Here is a 17,862-nt window from a genome sequence, read left to right on the forward strand (position 1 = left end):
CAAACTATATCTCTAAATCTCACATTTATATCCCTGTCCCCACACTACTTTTAAATATCGTGGCTCTGACGGATTTATCTCTATTTTTTCCCTTAAATGTCTGATATGTACCGCAACCGTACCTTCACTCCCGATAGGTGCGTCATTCCATACTTTTCTGTATATTTCCTTTGGTGGGATAACTTTCCCCGGCTGTTTTAAAAATAGTTTAAGTATCTCAAATTCAGTCGGAGTAAGTTCTTTTTCCTCACCGTCCACAAAGACTTTCTTTGACGAGTCATTAAGTTCTATCCCACCCAGAACAAACTCAGACTCATCATTTTTACTTTCTACCTCTCCGCCACCTAATGTCATATAACGCCTAAGCTGAGCCTTCACCCTTGCTATAAGCTCTACCGGATTAAAAGGTTTTGTAACATAGTCATCTGCTCCGACATTAAGTCCAAGTATCTTGTCCGTATCCTCACTCTTTGCCGTCAGTAAAATAACAGGGATATTTGAATTTTCCCTAATCTTGCTCATAGCTGAAATACCATCCATGACAGGCATCATAATGTCCATCACAACCAGGTGAACTTTCATACTCCCTACAAGCTCGACTGCTTCTTTCCCATTATACGCTTTAAAAATATTATAACCCTGACTTGTAAGATAAATTGCTATGGCGTCCACTATATCCTTTTCATCATCGCAAATAACTATATTATACATTTCTTTATACGCTCCTGTTTTTTATTTTGCAAAATATCAATTACTGCTTATCCAAATGGTGCAGCAACAACAAACATCAAAAACATTTATCTCCGGTACATTCATATTATCTCAAAAAAATTATTAAGAAAAAAGCTGGAAAATGTTTAAGATTTGTTTAAAATATTATTTATAAAAACCTCTATTCTTTTGCACTTATTATTTTATCCCTATGATAATTATTTAGCAACCTTTTTGTTCATCTTGTAAATCCATTAACCACTTTAAGATAACAAAAAGACAGCAAACCTATTAAAAGCCTGCTGCCCCGGCACTAAACCGTCAATGATTATTATTTAATTATCAAATTTTACCTTTTTTCATCTTTTATACATCCATCAACCATATGTATTTTTACATCTGACAGAAGTTCAATATCTTCTTTGTTATGACTCGCTATTATAATTAATACTCCTTTTTCTTTTAACTCCAATAACAGTTTTCTTACATTCCCTATACTTTCTTCATCCAGTGCATTTGTCGGCTCATCAAGAAGTAAAAGTTTTGGATGCTCAAATATTGCCTGTGCTATGGCAAGTTTTTGTTTCATTCCTAATGAATATGTTTTCACTTTCTTCTTTCTGACATCATGAAGTCCTACTTTTTCAAGTGCCTCGTTTATATCTTCGTCCGTTGCCGTCTTTCTTACCTTTGATAAGATTTTCAGATTATCAAAAGCATCATATTGTGGCATAAGCTCCATGTTTTCTATTATTACCCCCATATCATTTGGAAAACTTATTTCTTTATGTAATATCCTGCCGTCTATCAACACTCTTCCATCTGTCGGAAATATAAGACCTGCTATAGCACGCATGAGCATTGTCTTTCCTGAACCATTCCTGCCATAAAGACCATATATATTACCACCTTCAAACTTATATGAAACACCATCAAGAACATTTCTGCCCTTTAATTTTTTTGTATAATTTCTTACATCGACTACCATCTGCTTTTCCTCCCTTTCATCTGCATACTTTCAGACAATATCCCTCTTTTCATAAACGACATCTGCAAGCATATATATACCTGTTGTTATCGCAATATCTCTCACCCTTTTTGAGAACCATATCACAGCTTGTACGCTTCCTCCAAGTGACATTGTATCTATCACCGTTAATCCAAAATACAGATTGTCAATCTTAAGATAATAAACCATATACAGATTGACAGCCACCGCCATTAACAATGATACTATCTTTAACCTTGTGATAACATAAAACAACAGATAACAGACTCCCCCAAAGCTAAAAATAATAAATACCGCGATATAATAAAATATCATGTTCTGATAAAAATGCTTACTTATAAGAATATCCATATCTACAAAAACACTTACTCCGACAAGCTGTACCAAAACATATATAAATGTAAAACCTGCACTTAATGCAAGCATATTTAAAAAACATCTTTTCATAGCGGCTCGCCGACCTATCCGTGATACCGATGATGTCAAAAAAGGATCAACCTCTTTAAAAACAAACATCAGAAATAATGCCATGTATATAAGTGCAATATACATATAATGTCCATAACCGCCTTGAGTTCCGACTATCATCTTAAATAATTCTTCTTTTTTTTCTGTATGTATCAGATAGTTTTCCTGTTCATACCAAAATCCCGCAAATACTATCAATACACCCAGATATCCATACGCAACACTTCTATAATTCATCCTGTTTCACCTTAAATATAAATGTAATTAAACTTATTCCCAAACCTACACCGACATAAAGCATTACTGATTTTATAAAATCCTCAAAACCATACTCTATAAACGGCTGTGTGGCATATGTAAGATTATACGGTGTTGTCTGAAGCCACATCCATATAAAAAATCCCAAAATATATGTGATAGTATATCTTTTGCTTATAAATGCTAATGACTGAGTTATCATTCCACACATTCCGGCTAAAACTGATGTAACAAAGATATATAACAAATACATCTGATTAGGGTATTTTCCCTCTAACCTAAACCACAACTCATTTTTATCCTCAAATAATGTTTCTATTCCTAAAAAGCTGTATCCTCCCCTAAAAACAATTTGACTTAAAATAAAATTCACCAGCAAACTGATTGCCAACACACAAAACGGTATTAAAAATGATGAAATATATTTTGTCATATAATATTTCTTTTTTGATCCCCTAGACAATAAAATATTTACATATCCTCTTTTTTCCTCCGAAATATATCTGTCACTTATCATATTTAATACAAAAAACGGAAGTAACCATAATAACAGCATCTGTGATGCATGCCCTTGTGTATTTCTCGCTAAAAATGATGCATTTGCCGGATGACTTATCCAATTAGTAAAATATTTTGACCCATCTTTTTCACATTCTTTTTTCATCATTAAATCTCTGGCAATTATTTCTTTTTCATGTTTTCTTGCATATGCAACATTCATCTGTTTATATTCTACAGACAAGTCAATTATTGGTATTATTAAAACAAGCAAAATAATCAAAAATGTACGCTTATCTTTCAAAATTCCTATTATCTCTTTCTTTAACACTTTTATATTTCCTCCATCTTTCTTTTAGTAAATATATACTAACACAAAATTTTCACATTTTTCGACTTATGTACAAAATAGTAGTGCTTTTGTCGAAATTTAAAGGTACATCATTATTTTCATAAAAAAATCCGTATCATTGTGCTCTATATCCACTGTCTCAGTATGCTTTTCTACTGTTGCCTTCACACTCCTTAAACCGATACCACGCATACCCTTATCCTGTTTCTTTGTAATTATCCTGCCATTTTTATAATTCAATTCTCCATTATAAGAATTTTTTATATTCTTTAATGTCTGCTCTTACCATTACTCACATTTTCTTTGGCTCATTTTTTCATATTTGACTTGACATTATTTCCATATACCTTTTCCTTATTTCTTTTCTCCTAGATTGACTTATCGAGAACTCTGTCCCATCTGTCATTGTAACACTGTCATATCTAATAGTTTCAATGTATCTGTAATTTATTAGATATGATTTGTGTATAAATAAGAAATCATATCGTTTTACTCTTTCATACACCTTTTCCAGTGATTCATAAAATGCATCTTTTTCCTCTGAAGTAACCACTGTTACTTTTCTGTTATCTCTTATAAAATACATTATCTTGTACAATTCTACTTTTTTATGTGAATAGCTCTTCCTATACTCAAAAAAATTTTTCATTCCTCCCATTATGTCTATATAAATATCTATTACTCTTTCTAATTGCTTGTCTTCTAAAGGTTTTACTATAAAGTCAATAGGTCTTACCTGGAACAGTTCCATTGCATACTTTTTTCTTCCCGATACATATACTATCTGTGTAATATTATCTTTTTTTATTTCCCTTATGTATTTACCTATTTCTATCCCATCCATTTTAGGAAACTCAATATCCAAAAATATAAGGTCATACCTTATTTCATCAAGCATACGGCATAGTTCTTCTCATGAATTAAAAATGTCAATTTCATATCCTATGCTTTTATTTTTTAAAATACCCTCAACTTTATTTTCAATACAAACACACATTTCATTTATATCATCACATATCGCAATTTTTATATACATTTTTATCCTCATTTCTACACAATGACTCATATACACATCTTATACTAACGCATAAAGTTTTTCGGTTGTCTGCTTTATCTACGACACCTGAATATATGTATAGTGTAATTTTTCTTCAATGTAAATATTATACCATATTAATTCTATATTATCCAATAAAAACCGTGATAATGTTTTTATTAATCGAGTAGGCAGGAATATCAAAATCCTGCTGCCCCGGCACTAAACCATATTTCTTCCTGCATTGCTTGACACCCCTGATTAGTCAAATTATAATAGCACTGTAAAGGAAATCGTACAGCTGTCTAACTCTGTCCGGCTGCATATTCGATTTGCAGATGATGAGAAAAAAACGATTAGAAATGACTGCTGTGCTCTAGTGTACTGACCTGTTGATATTTTGCCGCTAGATTCCATGCAGACATCGTTGCTGTTGTATTTAGCAAGCCAGTCACACAACTCGTTCAACCCTTTCGTAAAGGAAGAAAAGCGAAAATCAGCCAAGGTGTTTCATGACGCATTGGTGGCTTTCGCAGAAAGGCGGATTATAACTATGAAAAAAAATTATCATCTACACTGGCAGATTCACCTCTGTCTCATCATTTTACTGCTTCTTTTTTGCAGTTCAAGCCAGGTATCTGCTGCTACAAAAATAAATTTAAAAAATACCAGGATTAAATTATCAGCCATAAAGCTTACCTATAATAAAAAGGTACAGCGTCCTAAAATAAGAGTAACTTATAATAGAAAAGTCTTAAAGGAAAAGAAAAACTATATTATAAATTACTCTAAAGGCTGCAAAAAAGTAGGAACTTACACGGTTCAGATTATTGGAAAAGGCATTTATACCGGTACTGCCCAAAAACAGTTTATCATTTTACCACCAAAAGCCCAGATAATGAATATCTATGCCAAAATATCAACTGCAACTGTAATAATAAAAAGGCAAACTACCCAAACCAGAGGTTATCAGCTGTGCTATGCCACTAATTCCAAACTAAAAAATGCAAAAACTATAACAGTCAAAGGTAACAAAAACAACACAATTTTTCTTAATGATCTCTGTGCCAGAACTACATATTATCTGAAAATCCGCACTTATATGACCGTTAAAGGAAAAAAATACTATTCTAAATGGTCTTCTACAGGCCATTGCACAACAAACAGCACCCACCAAGTTGCAACGCCTACGCCCACATCCGTACCGATTCCGAAATTAACATTCAAATATGGTGCCGAAAATGTTACATTGGAAAATGGGAATCCCTATAATATCCAGGTATCCAACAATATCAAAAATATTGATATTTCTAATCCAACAGTAGCATATTCTACAGATGAATCTATTAATGGCAACAGCTGTTTGTTAAAAACACTTGAACCTGGAGAATGTGTGATCACTATCACAGACATTTATGGACAAAAATTAACATCCACAGTTTCAGTAACTCAAAAACTTGATGATCCACATACCCAGACATCTTATACAGCTACATCTGAAACTGTTGACAGTGCTCTTCCGGTCCCAACGATTAAATCGATAGATTATGGGGATGGATGGATGGATGTACACTGCCGTGGAACTCTTTCTCAATCTGATTCATATATTGGTTATGAAGGTTATCTATCCTACAACAACCAATTTAAGTATAGCATTCAGGTTTCACAAGCTGTTAATGTGGTTGATGGTGCAGGAAATGTGTGTTTCTCTTCTTTAGATACAGGTTACAGCTATTATATTAAAGTTCGTTCATACACCATCCACAACAATGTAAAAATAGTTGGACCATGGAGTGAAATCCGCAAAGCTGATCTGCCTACATACGACAAAAAAGGAACTACACCAGCTAAATATACATATGAAATTTATGGTCTTGACAAACAGAAGGCAGATATTTACACCGATTGTTCCAAACCTCTTTTTATAAAGACAGACAATCCGGATCCTAACTCTTTTTCCTGGATTTTTAATGGAAATGACTCTCGGATTAGTGCATACAGAAGTGGAATATCTCGTTTCTATAGAGATATTCCTTTAGAAGACAATGACTCAGAAACTACTTTATTTGATAAAGTAAAAGGCGGTTATATCGGATATATGCATTTTTCCGAAGCAGGAACCTACACTGTAGAATTCAGGGAATATTCATTATCAGGTTATACGGTTGCAAATACAGTGACATTAAATGTTCTGGATTATGAACAGGCAAAAAACGCATGGATGATTGACATTATTAACAGAACTACAACTGCTGATATGACTCCTTTTGAAAAGATGGATGCTATAAGTGCCTACCTCAAAGAACCAGGCCGTTTTAAATATTTAACCAGGTATAACAATGATGTAGTCTCTCTGGCAGCAGATCCTATTCAACCATTTTTTGTAACTTACCGTTGGGACTCTAGCACATCACCGGCAATTCTCGGTGAGTTCGCTGAATTAGTAGGTGAATTTGATGATATTCATTATTGCTTTGGTGATTATCCGGTTGGCTCTCCATCATGGTCCATATGGCATTATGTGGTAAAGCTTACTATAGGAAATGAGACTCAAAACTATGCCGTTTGCCCAATGGGTTCAACCGGAGACATCGAAGAAATCAAAATGATTGATTTTTCTGATCTGAGCAATATGCGAAAGTTCGGATAATCTTAACTTAAGAAATATATTGACATTTTCATTCAATTATATATATTATATTAACAAAAAGCCTTATTTTATGGGCTTTTTGTTGTACTTCATACTTTGTCTAGTGTATCAACACATACCACATCATACTGATTGGCTATCCTCAGTAGCTTTTTTATTAAAAAAACAGCCTTGTCATGCAACGCACAACAAGGCTGTTCTCTATATAAAACTCTAATTTGATGCTGTAATATAAGATTACTCTACGATTGTAGCAACCTTTCCAGAACCTACTGTACGTCCACCTTCACGGATAGCGAAGTTAAGACCCTGCTCCATAGCTACTGGATGGATGAGCTCGATTGTCATCTCTACATTATCACCAGGCATACACATTTCTGTACCTGCAGGTAACTCACAAACACCTGTTACGTCTGTTGTTCTGAAGTAGAACTGTGGACGATAGTTGTTGAAGAATGGAGTATGACGTCCACCTTCGTCCTTTGTAAGAACATAAACCTGAGCTGTAAATTTCTTATGGCAAGTTACTGTACCTGGCTTAGCAAGAACCTGTCCACGAACGATCTGATCTCTGTTGATACCACGAAGAAGTGCACCGATGTTATCACCAGCCTGTGCTTCGTCAAGCATCTTACGGAACATTTCGATACCTGTTACAACTGTCTTACCAACTTCTTCCTTAACACCAAGGATTTCAAGTTCGTCGTTGAGGTGAAGTGTACCACGCTCTACTCTACCTGTAGCAACTGTACCACGACCTGTGATTGTGAATACATCCTCTACTGGCATAAGGAATGGCTTATCTGTATCACGCTCTGGGTTAGGGATGTACTCATCAACTGTGTCCATGAGTTCCATAATCTTGTCTCCCCACTCGCTGTTAGGATCTTCAAGAGCTTTAAGAGCTGAACCTTTGATGATTGGACAATCTTCAAATCCGTACTCTTCAAGAGCTTCTGTTACTTCCATCTCTACTAACTCGATAAGTTCAGGATCGTCAACCATATCGCACTTGTTAAGGAATACTACGATATAAGGAACGTTTACCTGACGAGAAAGTAAGATATGCTCTTTTGTCTGAGCCATAACACCGTCAGTAGCAGCAACAACAAGGATAGCACCGTCCATCTGAGCAGCACCTGTGATCATGTTCTTTACATAATCAGCATGACCTGGGCAGTCAACATGAGCGTAATGTCTCTTTTCTGTCTCATACTCAACATGAGCTGTAGAGATTGTGATACCTCTTTCTCTCTCTTCTGGAGCCTTATCAATGTTCTCGAAATCTACTGCTGCGTTACCAGCAACTCTAGCTGCAAGTGTCTTTGTGATAGCAGCAGTAAGTGTTGTCTTACCATGATCTACGTGACCGATAGTACCAATGTTACAATGAGGTTTAGTTCTTTCAAACTTTTCTTTAGCCATTTTTAATTGTCCTCCTTAAATTCATAGGCTTTGCCTAACTAATTTTCATTTTCGATTTTCGCGTTATTATAACACTATAAAAAGTATTATATTGCAAATCAATATATTTTTCAAGTCTTTTTGATGACTTTTACATGGAAAAGACTTTTAAAATCACCTTTTAAAAATCTTTTCCATAAGAATTTATATATAATGTTGTTGTCAACTATATTCTGACTTCAACTGTTAAGAATTATTCTGCATTCTTACCTGCAAGAACCTTGTCCTGAACATTCTTAGGACACTGCTGGTATCTCTCAAAGAACATTGAGTAGTTACCACGTCCCTGTGTTGCAGAACGAAGCTCTGTAGAATATCCGAACATTTCAGCAAGTGGAACGAAAGCTTTAACTATCTTTCCACCACCGATGTCATCCATTCCTTCAATCTGTCCACGCTTAGCGTTAAGACTTCCGATAACATCACCCATGTATTCCTCAGGCATAGTAACTTCAACCTTCATGATAGGCTCAAGTAATACTGCGTTACCTTTCTTCATAGCATCCTTGAATGCCATAGAACCTGCGATATGGAATGCCATTTCTGATGAATCGACTTCATGGTATGAACCATCCCATACAGTAGCATGAACACCGAGTACAGGGAATCCACCGAGGATACCAGCCTGAGCTGCTTCTTCGATACCTTCACCAACGGCTGGGATGTATTCCTTAGGAATAGCGCCACCTACTACTGTTGACTCAAACTTAAATGGTTCTTCACCGTTAGGATCCATAGGCTCAAACTTAACTTTACAATGTCCGTACTGACCACGTCCACCTGACTGCTTAGCATATTTGCTATCAATATCAACAGCAGTTGTAAATGTCTCTTTGTAAGCAACCTGTGGAGCACCTACATTAGCTTCTACATTGAACTCACGAAGAAGTCTGTCTACGATAACTTCAAGATGAAGCTCACCCATACCTGCGATGATTGTCTGACCAGTCTCCTGATCTGTATGAGCTTTGAATGTTGGATCTTCTTCAGCAAGTTTTGCTAAAGCTTCACCCATCTTACCCTGGTCATTCTTTGTCTTAGGCTCAATAGCGAGCTCGATAACAGGCTCAGGGAATTCCATAGATTCAAGAATAACAGGATGCTGCTCATCACAGATTGTATCACCTGTTGTTGTAATCTTAAATCCTACTGCCGCTGCGATATCACCAGAGTAAACTTTGTCGATTTCACTACGGCTGTTAGCATGCATCTGCACGATACGACCTACACGCTCTTTCTTCTGCTTTGTTGCATTAAGAACATATGAACCTGAGTTTAATGTTCCTGAATACACACGGAAGAATGCAAGCTTTCCAACGAATGGATCAGTCATAATCTTGAATGCAAGTGCTGCGAATGGCTCGTCATCAGAAGATTTACGAACTACTTCGTTTCCTTCTTCATCTGTACCTGTGATATCAGGGATATCTGTTGGTGCAGGCATGAATTCAACTACGCCATCAAGTAACTTCTGAACACCCTTGTTCTTATATGCAGAACCACAATATACAGGTACTGCTTCACAAGCGATTGTTCCTTTACGAAGTGCTTTCTTTAACTCATCGATAGTTGGCTCTTCACCTTCGAGATATTTCTCTAATAAGTCATCATCTAACTCACAGACTTTCTCGATAAGGTTGTTGTGCCACTCATCAGCGAGGTCTTTGAGGTCATCAGGAATATCTGTAATCTCGATATCTGTTCCCTCATCATTTTTATAGTAATATGCATCCATTTCAAAAAGGTCGATAAGTCCGATAAAGCTGTCTTCCTTACCGATTGGAATCTGAACAGGGATAGCATTTTTTCCAAGACGATCAATGATTGTCTGTACTGACATGAAGAAATCAGCACCCATTTTATCCATCTTGTTGATGAATGCCATACGAGGTACATTGTATGTGTCAGCCTGACGCCATACATTCTCTGACTGAGGCTCAACACCAGCCTTAGCATCAAATACACCTACAGCACCATCAAGTACACGGAGTGAACGCTCAACCTCAACTGTGAAGTCTACGTGACCCGGTGTATCAATGATGTTGATACGATGCTCTAAAGCACCTTTTTTCTTCTTATGATGATCTTCAAGTGTCCAATGGCATGTTGTAGCAGCAGAAGTGATTGTGATACCTCTTTCTTTTTCCTGCTCCATCCAGTCCATTGTTGAGGCACCGTCATGTGTCTCACCGATCTTATAGTTTACACCTGTGTAATATAAGATACGCTCTGTTAATGTAGTCTTACCGGCATCGATATGAGCCATGATACCGATATTTCTAGTTCTATCAAGTGGATATTCTCTTCCAGCCAAGACTCTTTACCTCCTTACCAACGATAATGTGCAAAAGCCTTATTAGCTTCAGCCATCTTATGCATGTCTTCTTTCTTCTTTACAGATGCGCCTGTATTGTTAGAAGCATCTAAAATCTCGTTAGCAAGTCTTTCTTTCATTGTTTTCTCACTTCTCTTACGAGAGTAGAGTGTAAGCCAACGAAGAGCTAAAGCCTGTCTTCTGTCAGGTCTAACTTCGATAGGCACCTGATATGTTGCACCACCGATACGTCTAGCTTTAACTTCGAGCTGTGGCATGATATTGTTCATAGCCTCCTCGAATACTTCAATAGCGTCCTTACCAGACTTCTCTGCAACTTCATCAAATGCACCATAAACGATTTTCTGAGCAACACCCTTTTTACCATCTAACATGATGTTGTTTACAAGCTTAGTAACAACCTTGTTCTTGTAAACTGGATCTGCTAACACGTCTCTTTTCTGTATATGTCCTTTACGTGGCACGTTACTTCCCTCCTTAACATTATTTAGCGATACTAACAGCCGACACTGCATTCTCGTATCACTATCATTAATTCATCGGTACTCACAATTTTTAAGTGTCCGCACCAGGTTAATTATGTGAAATTAATCCGGCACTTCTCCAAATTAGTGAATCTTACTTCTTAGGTCTCTTTGCTCCATACTTAGAACGACCCTGCTTTCTGTTTGCAACACCTGCTGTATCAAGTGTACCACGAACGATATGGTATCTTGTACCAGGTAAATCCTTTACTCTACCACCACGGATAAGAACTACGCTATGCTCCTGAAGGTTATGTCCTTCACCCGGAATGTAGCTAGTTACTTCGATACCGTTTGAGAGACGAACTCTGGCTGTTTTTCTAAGAGCTGAGTTAGGTTTCTTAGGTGTAGCAGTACGAACTGCAGTACAAACACCTCTCTTCTGTGGAGAGCTCTGTGCTACTGTTTTCTTGTTCAAAGAATTGTAAGTGTACTGAAGTGCAGGAGAATTAGACTTCTTTGTTGAGGCCTTTCTTCCTTTTCTTACTAACTGGTTAAATGTTGGCATTAATTTCACCTCCTATGTTTATAGTTAAAAAGTTCATGTATGCAAAAAACGCACACTCACTTAGTATAATAAGCAAGTATGCGCTTGTCAAGTGTTTTTTGGGATTTTTTATCTGTTTTTTTGTAACAGTTCAGCCATAAAAAGATAATTTGCAATACAATTAGCTTGTTTGCTAATTTATAAATATATGAAATTCAAGACGGAACTACTATATTTCTTCTTTCAGCTCAGATAAAACATCTTTTATGCTGCATAATGAAAATCCTTTGCGGTAAAGCTTTGCAATAATCTTTTGACTTTCTTCATATGATAATGAAGCGAGCATATCTGCATCTATGCCGAGTTTTTCTATCTGTCTTCTAAGTGCCGTACTGTCATCATAATCTATATTTTCAAGTGCAAGCTCTATATACTCGTCTGCTATATGCCTTTTATAAAGATCCTGTTTCATTCTCTTTATACTTCGGCTCTCATGATATATCTCAACAAATCTTTTCGCATAACGCTCATCATCTATATAATGAAAACTTCTGACATACTCAACCGCACTTTCCACGGCTTCTTCTGAAAAACCTGCCTTATTAAGTTTGTCAGTAAGCTCCCACTCTGTCCTGTCATTATGCTGTAATATAAGCATTGCTCTTTTTTTAGCCTTTAATATCTCATCACTTTTTTGTCTGTTGTCTTTATTATCTTCTATCATCGCCATGATATATCCTAAGCTTCTGTCTCACCGGCATTATTATCTGCTTCTGCCGTAACATCTGCCTGCTCATCAGCAAATACACTTTCCTCATCCTCTGTCTTGGTTTCTTTTGAGAATTTTTCTCTTACCTTTTCTTCTATCTCTGCCATAACATCAGGATGTTCTTTAAGGTATGTCTTGGCATTTTCCCTGCCCTGACCTATCTTGCTGCCGCCGTATGCATACCACGCACCACTCTTGTTTACTATGTCTTCTTTTGCAGCAAGGTCAAGTATATCACCCTCTCTTGATATACCCTCACCGTAGATAATGTCAACTTCTGCCTCACGGAATGGAGGTGCAACTTTATTTTTAACAACTTTTATGCGTGTACGGTTTCCGATGGCTTCACCATCTTTCTTTATCTGTTCACCGCGCCTTACCTCAAGCCTGATCGATGAATAATACTTAAGTGCACGGCCACCTGTAGTAGTCTCAGGATTTCCAAACATTACACCTACTTTTTCACGAAGCTGGTTTATAAATATAACCGTACAACTCGTCTTTCCTATGATAGCCGTAAGTTTTCTAAGTGCCTGTGACATAAGTCTTGCCTGAAGACCTACATGACTGTCTCCCATATCTCCCTCTATCTCAGCCTTTGGAACAAGTGCCGCAACTGAATCCACAATAACTATGTCTATCGCACCCGAACGAACCATAGTCTCCGTAATCTCAAGAGCCTGCTCACCTGTATCAGGCTGTGATATATATAAATTGTCAATATCGACACCTATCTTTTTTGCATATACCGGGTCAAGTGCGTGCTCTGCATCTATAAATCCTGCTATACCGCCTCTTTTTTGTACTTCTGCGACCATATGAAGTGCAACCGTAGTCTTACCACCTGACTCAGGTCCATATACCTCAACTACTCTGCCCTTTGGAACACCGCCTACTCCAAGAGCTATGTCAAGTGAAAGGGAACCTGACGGTACAGTTTCCACATTAAGATGTGCATTGTCTCCGAGCTTCATGACCGCACCCTTTCCGTAGTTTCTCTCTATCTGTGCCATAGCTGACTCTAACGCTTTTAACTTATTTTCATCAATATTTGGTTTTGCCATCTTCTAATCCTCCTTTTACGAACAGATGTTCCTAACATCTATATTATATTGTTTTTCAATACTTGTCAATCATTTTTTTCAGCAATGCTATAAGTGTAATGTATTATATTGTTTTTGCAAATACATTTCTATGTAATATTTTCACAAATCATTCCTAAGTTTTCTGTGCACTTCTTATAACAAAAATTGTGATTTAATGATTTTTCATAAGATTTCAAAAACATTCACAAAATATGGATTTTTTTTAATTTATTTTTCGTTTCACCTGACATGAATTTTGTGATAAAATAAAAATTACATTCTATAGTTAATTATTTTGAAAGGTCGTGTTTAAAATGACAGATATAAATATACACGAAGGAGATTTCTACAGACACTTTAAAGGACAGATATACCAGATACGCACCATTGCAACAAACAGTGAAGACGAAAGTCTTATGGTGGTTTATCAGGCAATGTACCCTCCTTTTAAAGTCTGGGTACGCCCACTGTCAATGTTTACCGAAAAACTTGACACTTCAAAATATCCTGATGCCGGGCAGACTTACCGTTTTGAAAAGATAAATTTTGATGACAGTCCTGATATTGACATCAACACATATAATAAGAATAAAACCGAAACTATCAAATCTGTGCACAACGATATAAAAAATACCACGACATTTTTACATAATAGTGAAAATGACATCAAAATATCTTCACCAAATGTCGTTTCAAACACAGATGCACCACAGGTAAGTGAGGACGATTTTATATCTGATGATATTTCCATATCAGATGAAGAAATGACTGATATTCTTTTATCCGGACAGGTTGAGCGAAAATTAACCGACAGACTTTCCGATAAACAGATAGCTGCCAAAGGCTTTATGATATTTCTTGATGCCGACAGCTACCATGACAAGCGGCTGATATTCCTTAGTCTCAGGCAATATTTAAACGATACCATGTTGAATAATATTGCAGTCACTCTCGACCTTGTTCTTGATGAAGGCAGTCCCGAACAGCATTTTGATACGATTTTAAACTGCCTCGAAACCCATGAACATTATGAATGTAACAGGCTTCGCTAAAAATGATAAAATGTACTCTCGGAATCTTCTGAACGAAGAATTTTGAAATGGATTTTTGATATATAATGACATTTTCGCAATACATACAAAGTATGTATGCGTACACGGTGTGTACGACGAGAAAATAGAAACAGTTTATCGGGAATACAGCCGAAACAACTCGTTTTGAGAAGATACTGCGAGTACATTAAATAAGAAATGAGGATAAATAAATGAAAGTAAATAAAGAAAGTATGCTTGTATATGCAATAACAGACAGACATTGGACAGGTGAAAAAACGCTTGAACAGCAGGTTGATGAAGTTCTTAAAAACGGTGCCACTTTTTTGCAAATACGCGAGAAAAATATGCCACATGATGAACTTGTAAAAGAGGCTGTCCTTATTAAAGAGATTGCAAAAAAATATAATGTTCCCGTTGTAATAGACGATGACATTTATGCCGTTATCGAGTCAGGTGTTGACGGTGTGCATATCGGTCAGAAAGATATGGATTATATTGAAGCAAGAAAACTTCTCGGTGATGACAAGATAATAGGTATGACGGCACCAAGTGTTGAACTTGCAAAGAAAGCAGAAAAACTCGGTGCTGACTATATCGGTGCAGGAGCGGTCTTTAACACAAGCACAAAAAAAGACACCAAACCACTTGAACTTAGCACACTTAGGGAAATATGCAGCAGCATTTCCATTCCAGTTGTCGCAATCGGTGGTATCGACCACTCGAATGTCAGAAAACTTAAGGGAACCAATATTGACGGAGTTGCCGTAATCTCCGCACTTTTTGGAGCAGATGACCCTGGCGAAGCCACTAGAGAACTTGTTTCAATTATGAAAGATGTAGTTAAATAAAAAAATTTTCGGAGGTAGCAATGAACACAACTCATAAGCTGCATATTTTTGATATGGACGGTACGATACTCGACTCAATGCCAATGTGGTCTACCATAGCATCGGATTATCTTGACTCATATGATATTCCACATGACGATGATGTAAATAAACTTATAGAGGCATACACACTTGAAAATGCCGCAAAATATTTTATAGAACTCGGACTTGATAAAACGATAGACGATATAATCAAAGATATTTATGATTTTTCTTTTAATAAATATAAAAATGAAATACCGGCAAAACCGGATATGGCAGAACTTTTGAAAAAACTTCATGAAACCGGTGAGACAATTATCCTTTTATCGGCATCACCTGTACAATGTGCCGTGGCTGCCTTTAAACGGCTTAACATCCTGGAATATTTTGATAAACTTTTTTCATGTCAGGATTTTGAGACAGATAAGACTGTTCCTGAAACTTTTATAAATGTAGCTGCTTCTCTAGGCTTTAAACCCGAAGATGCAATCGTATATGAAGATGCACTATATTCAATACGCTCGGCAAAAGCCGCAGGCTGCAAAACAGTCGCAATATATGATGACTTCGCCAGAAATGAATGGGACGAAATTTTAAAAACAGCAGATGAGATATTTATAACACCTGATATGCATAAAAATATAACAAAAATGTAAATAATATAATAGCGAAACTTTTGTAATCTTAGTAAAGCAGATATTCGCAATTTGTTTCATTACTTGCTCATATAAAATTATGAGGATATAACAACTGTTATATCCTCATAATCATTACAACTTAGATTAAGTTTCACAATCCCAAAAAATCATTCATCAAATATAGAAACAATTTCTCCGTCAAGAATCTTATTCATGTTCTTTACTGCACAGAAGTTTCCGCACATTGAGCAGGTATCTTCCTTTTCAGGCTTTGCTGATGCACGATAATTTCTTGCTTTTTCAGGGTCTATCGAATACTCAAATGTCTTTTCCCAGTCAAGTTCTTTTCTTGCCTGTCCCATATTGTCATCCCAGTCTCTTGCTCCCGGAACTCCTTTTGCTATATCGGCAGCATGGGCCGCTATCTTTGATGCGATTATTCCCTCTTTTACATCATTTACATCAGGAAGTCTAAGATGCTCAGCAGGTGTTACATAGCATAAGAATGATGCCCCATATGTAGCTGCTATCGCTCCACCTATCGCTGCTGTTATATGATCATATCCCGGTGCTATATCAGTAACAAGCGGTCCAAGTACATAGAATGGTGCTCCCTTGCACATTGCCTGCTGTACTTCCATATTTGCCTTAATCTGGTTAAGCGGCATATGTCCCGGTCCCTCTATCATTACCTGAACATCTTTTTCCCATGCTCTGTTTGTAAGCTCAGAAAGTGCTATAAGTTCCTCTATCTGTGCCGCATCAGTGGCATCCTTAAGACATCCCGGACGGCAGGCATCACCAAGACTCATTGTAACATCATACTGCCTGCATATATCGAGTACCTCATCATAATACTCATAGAACGGATTTTCATTTCCTGTCATCTCCATCCATGCATAAATGATAGAGCCACCTCTTGAAACTATATTCATGAGTCTTTTATTTCTCTTAAATTTTCTTGCTGTCTCTTTGTTTATTCCACAATGAATAGTCATAAAGTCAACACCGTCCTCAGCGTGCATTCTTACAACATCAATCCACTCTTTTGCAGTAATATCCTTAAGTGCTTTCTTATAATAAACAACGGCATCATAAATCGGAACAGTTCCGATAACGGCAGGACATTCACTTGTGAGTTTGCGTCTGAATACCTGTGTATCGCCGCATGAACTTAAATCCATAATAGCTTCTGCACCCATATCAACGGCACTCTTAACTTTTTCCATCTCCATGTCAAGATCAGTCCAGTCTCTCGATGTTCCGAGATTGACATTTATCTTTGTTCTAAGTTTTGTTCCTATTCCACTCGGCTTTAAACACTTGTGGTTTTTATTGGCAGGAATAATAACCTGTCCCTTTGCAACAAGCTTTATAAGCTCATCCTTATCAATCTTTTCATCCTCAGCAACTGCAAGAAGTTCCTTTGTGTAAATACCTTTTCTAGCGGCATCCATCTGTGTAGCGTATTCCATTTTTACCTCATTTCTGCACACATCTTTTGTGCGTAATTATTTTTCTGTTGACCTAAAACATGGCAAAACCAGCGTTTTGCAACAAGAATTGTGAAACAATTCTTGTTGGCATCACGCTATGTTATGAGCATTTCCCTATACATAAAAAACTCCGGATAACTGATGTAATACACCAGTCT

18 protein-coding genes are annotated in these 17,862 nt (G+C 36.7%); 4 read left to right on the forward strand and 14 right to left on the reverse strand.

Annotation, left to right across the window (positions count from 1 at the left end):
• Positions 1 to 12 precede the first annotated feature (12 nt).
• The 7 genes from DWZ63_RS11610 to DWZ63_RS16140 form a co-directional block, all read right to left on the reverse strand.
• On the reverse strand, positions 13 to 711 hold the full coding sequence (locus DWZ63_RS11610) for a response regulator transcription factor (RefSeq protein WP_118499981.1): 699 nt from the start codon (positions 709 to 711) through the stop codon (positions 13 to 15).
• Positions 712 to 1,060: 349 nt separating this feature from the next.
• Complete coding sequence (locus DWZ63_RS11615; RefSeq protein ID WP_118499982.1) at positions 1,061 to 1,699, reverse strand: ATP-binding cassette domain-containing protein; 639 nt, start codon at positions 1,697 to 1,699, stop codon at positions 1,061 to 1,063.
• Positions 1,700 to 1,729: 30 nt separating this feature from the next.
• Positions 1,730 to 2,425: a hypothetical protein gene (locus tag DWZ63_RS11620; RefSeq protein WP_055944160.1), complete on the reverse strand. Its 696-nt coding sequence runs from the start codon at positions 2,423 to 2,425 to the stop codon at positions 1,730 to 1,732.
• On the reverse strand, positions 2,415 to 3,275 hold the full coding sequence (locus DWZ63_RS11625; RefSeq protein ID WP_182431511.1) for a DUF2705 family protein: 861 nt from the start codon (positions 3,273 to 3,275) through the stop codon (positions 2,415 to 2,417). The genes DWZ63_RS11620 and DWZ63_RS11625 overlap by 11 nt, the downstream gene beginning before the upstream one ends.
• A 99-nt stretch (positions 3,276 to 3,374) precedes the next feature.
• Positions 3,375 to 3,560, reverse strand: coding sequence for a GHKL domain-containing protein (locus tag DWZ63_RS11630; protein WP_118499984.1), 186 nt, complete (start codon positions 3,558 to 3,560; stop codon positions 3,375 to 3,377).
• A gap of 52 nt (positions 3,561 to 3,612) precedes the next feature.
• On the reverse strand, positions 3,613 to 4,194 hold the full coding sequence (locus DWZ63_RS11635) for a LytTR family DNA-binding domain-containing protein (protein WP_118499985.1): 582 nt from the start codon (positions 4,192 to 4,194) through the stop codon (positions 3,613 to 3,615).
• 15 nt (positions 4,195 to 4,209) lie between these two features.
• Positions 4,210 to 4,332: a hypothetical protein gene (locus DWZ63_RS16140; RefSeq protein WP_279217378.1), complete on the reverse strand. Its 123-nt coding sequence runs from the start codon at positions 4,330 to 4,332 to the stop codon at positions 4,210 to 4,212.
• 553 nt (positions 4,333 to 4,885) lie between these two features.
• Between DWZ63_RS16140 and DWZ63_RS11645 the strand changes: the two genes are divergently transcribed.
• Positions 4,886 to 6,982 carry a hypothetical protein gene (locus tag DWZ63_RS11645; RefSeq protein WP_118499987.1) on the forward strand — a complete coding sequence of 699 codons (2,097 nt, stop codon included), beginning with the start codon at positions 4,886 to 4,888 and terminating at the stop codon, positions 6,980 to 6,982.
• Between the two features lie 237 nt (positions 6,983 to 7,219).
• On the opposite strand, the gene tuf is transcribed toward DWZ63_RS11645, so the two are convergent.
• The 6 genes from tuf to recA form a co-directional block, all read right to left on the reverse strand.
• Positions 7,220 to 8,407: an elongation factor Tu gene (gene tuf / locus DWZ63_RS11650; RefSeq protein WP_022015424.1), complete on the reverse strand. Its 1,188-nt coding sequence runs from the start codon at positions 8,405 to 8,407 to the stop codon at positions 7,220 to 7,222.
• A 232-nt stretch (positions 8,408 to 8,639) separates the two neighbouring features.
• Complete coding sequence (gene fusA, locus DWZ63_RS11655; RefSeq protein WP_022015425.1) at positions 8,640 to 10,760, reverse strand: elongation factor G; 2,121 nt, start codon at positions 10,758 to 10,760, stop codon at positions 8,640 to 8,642.
• Positions 10,761 to 10,774: 14 nt separating this feature from the next.
• The gene (gene rpsG, locus DWZ63_RS11660) at positions 10,775 to 11,245 is read right to left on the reverse strand and encodes a 30S ribosomal protein S7 (RefSeq protein ID WP_022015426.1); all 471 of its coding nucleotides are present in this window, start codon (positions 11,243 to 11,245) and stop codon (positions 10,775 to 10,777) included.
• Positions 11,246 to 11,399: 154 nt separating this feature from the next.
• Positions 11,400 to 11,813: a 30S ribosomal protein S12 gene (gene rpsL, locus DWZ63_RS11665; RefSeq protein ID WP_022015427.1), complete on the reverse strand. Its 414-nt coding sequence runs from the start codon at positions 11,811 to 11,813 to the stop codon at positions 11,400 to 11,402.
• A 208-nt stretch (positions 11,814 to 12,021) separates the two neighbouring features.
• A complete protein-coding gene (locus DWZ63_RS11670; protein WP_118499988.1) occupies positions 12,022 to 12,522 on the reverse strand; it encodes a regulatory protein RecX in 501 nt (166 codons plus the stop codon).
• A gap of 8 nt (positions 12,523 to 12,530) precedes the next feature.
• Positions 12,531 to 13,625, reverse strand: a complete 1,095-nt coding sequence (recA, locus tag DWZ63_RS11675) for a recombinase RecA (RefSeq protein WP_055944175.1) — start codon at positions 13,623 to 13,625, stop codon at positions 12,531 to 12,533.
• 335 nt (positions 13,626 to 13,960) lie between these two features.
• Between recA and DWZ63_RS11680 the strand changes: the two genes are divergently transcribed.
• The 3 genes from DWZ63_RS11680 to DWZ63_RS11690 all read left to right on the forward strand — a co-directional run bounded on the left by DWZ63_RS11680 (position 13,961) and on the right by DWZ63_RS11690 (position 16,226).
• Positions 13,961 to 14,698, forward strand: a complete 738-nt coding sequence (locus DWZ63_RS11680) for a DUF1653 domain-containing protein (RefSeq protein ID WP_118499989.1) — start codon at positions 13,961 to 13,963, stop codon at positions 14,696 to 14,698.
• A 212-nt stretch (positions 14,699 to 14,910) separates the two neighbouring features.
• A complete protein-coding gene (gene thiE, locus DWZ63_RS11685) occupies positions 14,911 to 15,549 on the forward strand; it encodes a thiamine phosphate synthase (protein WP_118499990.1) in 639 nt (212 codons plus the stop codon).
• Between the two features lie 20 nt (positions 15,550 to 15,569).
• Positions 15,570 to 16,226 (forward strand): HAD family phosphatase, encoded by a 657-nt coding sequence (locus DWZ63_RS11690; RefSeq protein WP_118499991.1) that lies wholly within the window; start codon positions 15,570 to 15,572, stop codon positions 16,224 to 16,226.
• Between the two features lie 149 nt (positions 16,227 to 16,375).
• Here the strand turns inward: DWZ63_RS11690 and thiC are convergent, their stop codons facing one another.
• Positions 16,376 to 17,683: a phosphomethylpyrimidine synthase ThiC gene (gene thiC / locus DWZ63_RS11695; protein WP_022015433.1), complete on the reverse strand. Its 1,308-nt coding sequence runs from the start codon at positions 17,681 to 17,683 to the stop codon at positions 16,376 to 16,378.
• Positions 17,684 to 17,862: the final 179 nt, after the last annotated feature.

It is taken from the genome of Clostridium sp. AF34-13 (assembly GCF_003477845.1).
GTDB lineage: Bacteria > Bacillota > Clostridia > Lachnospirales > Lachnospiraceae > Butyribacter > Butyribacter intestini.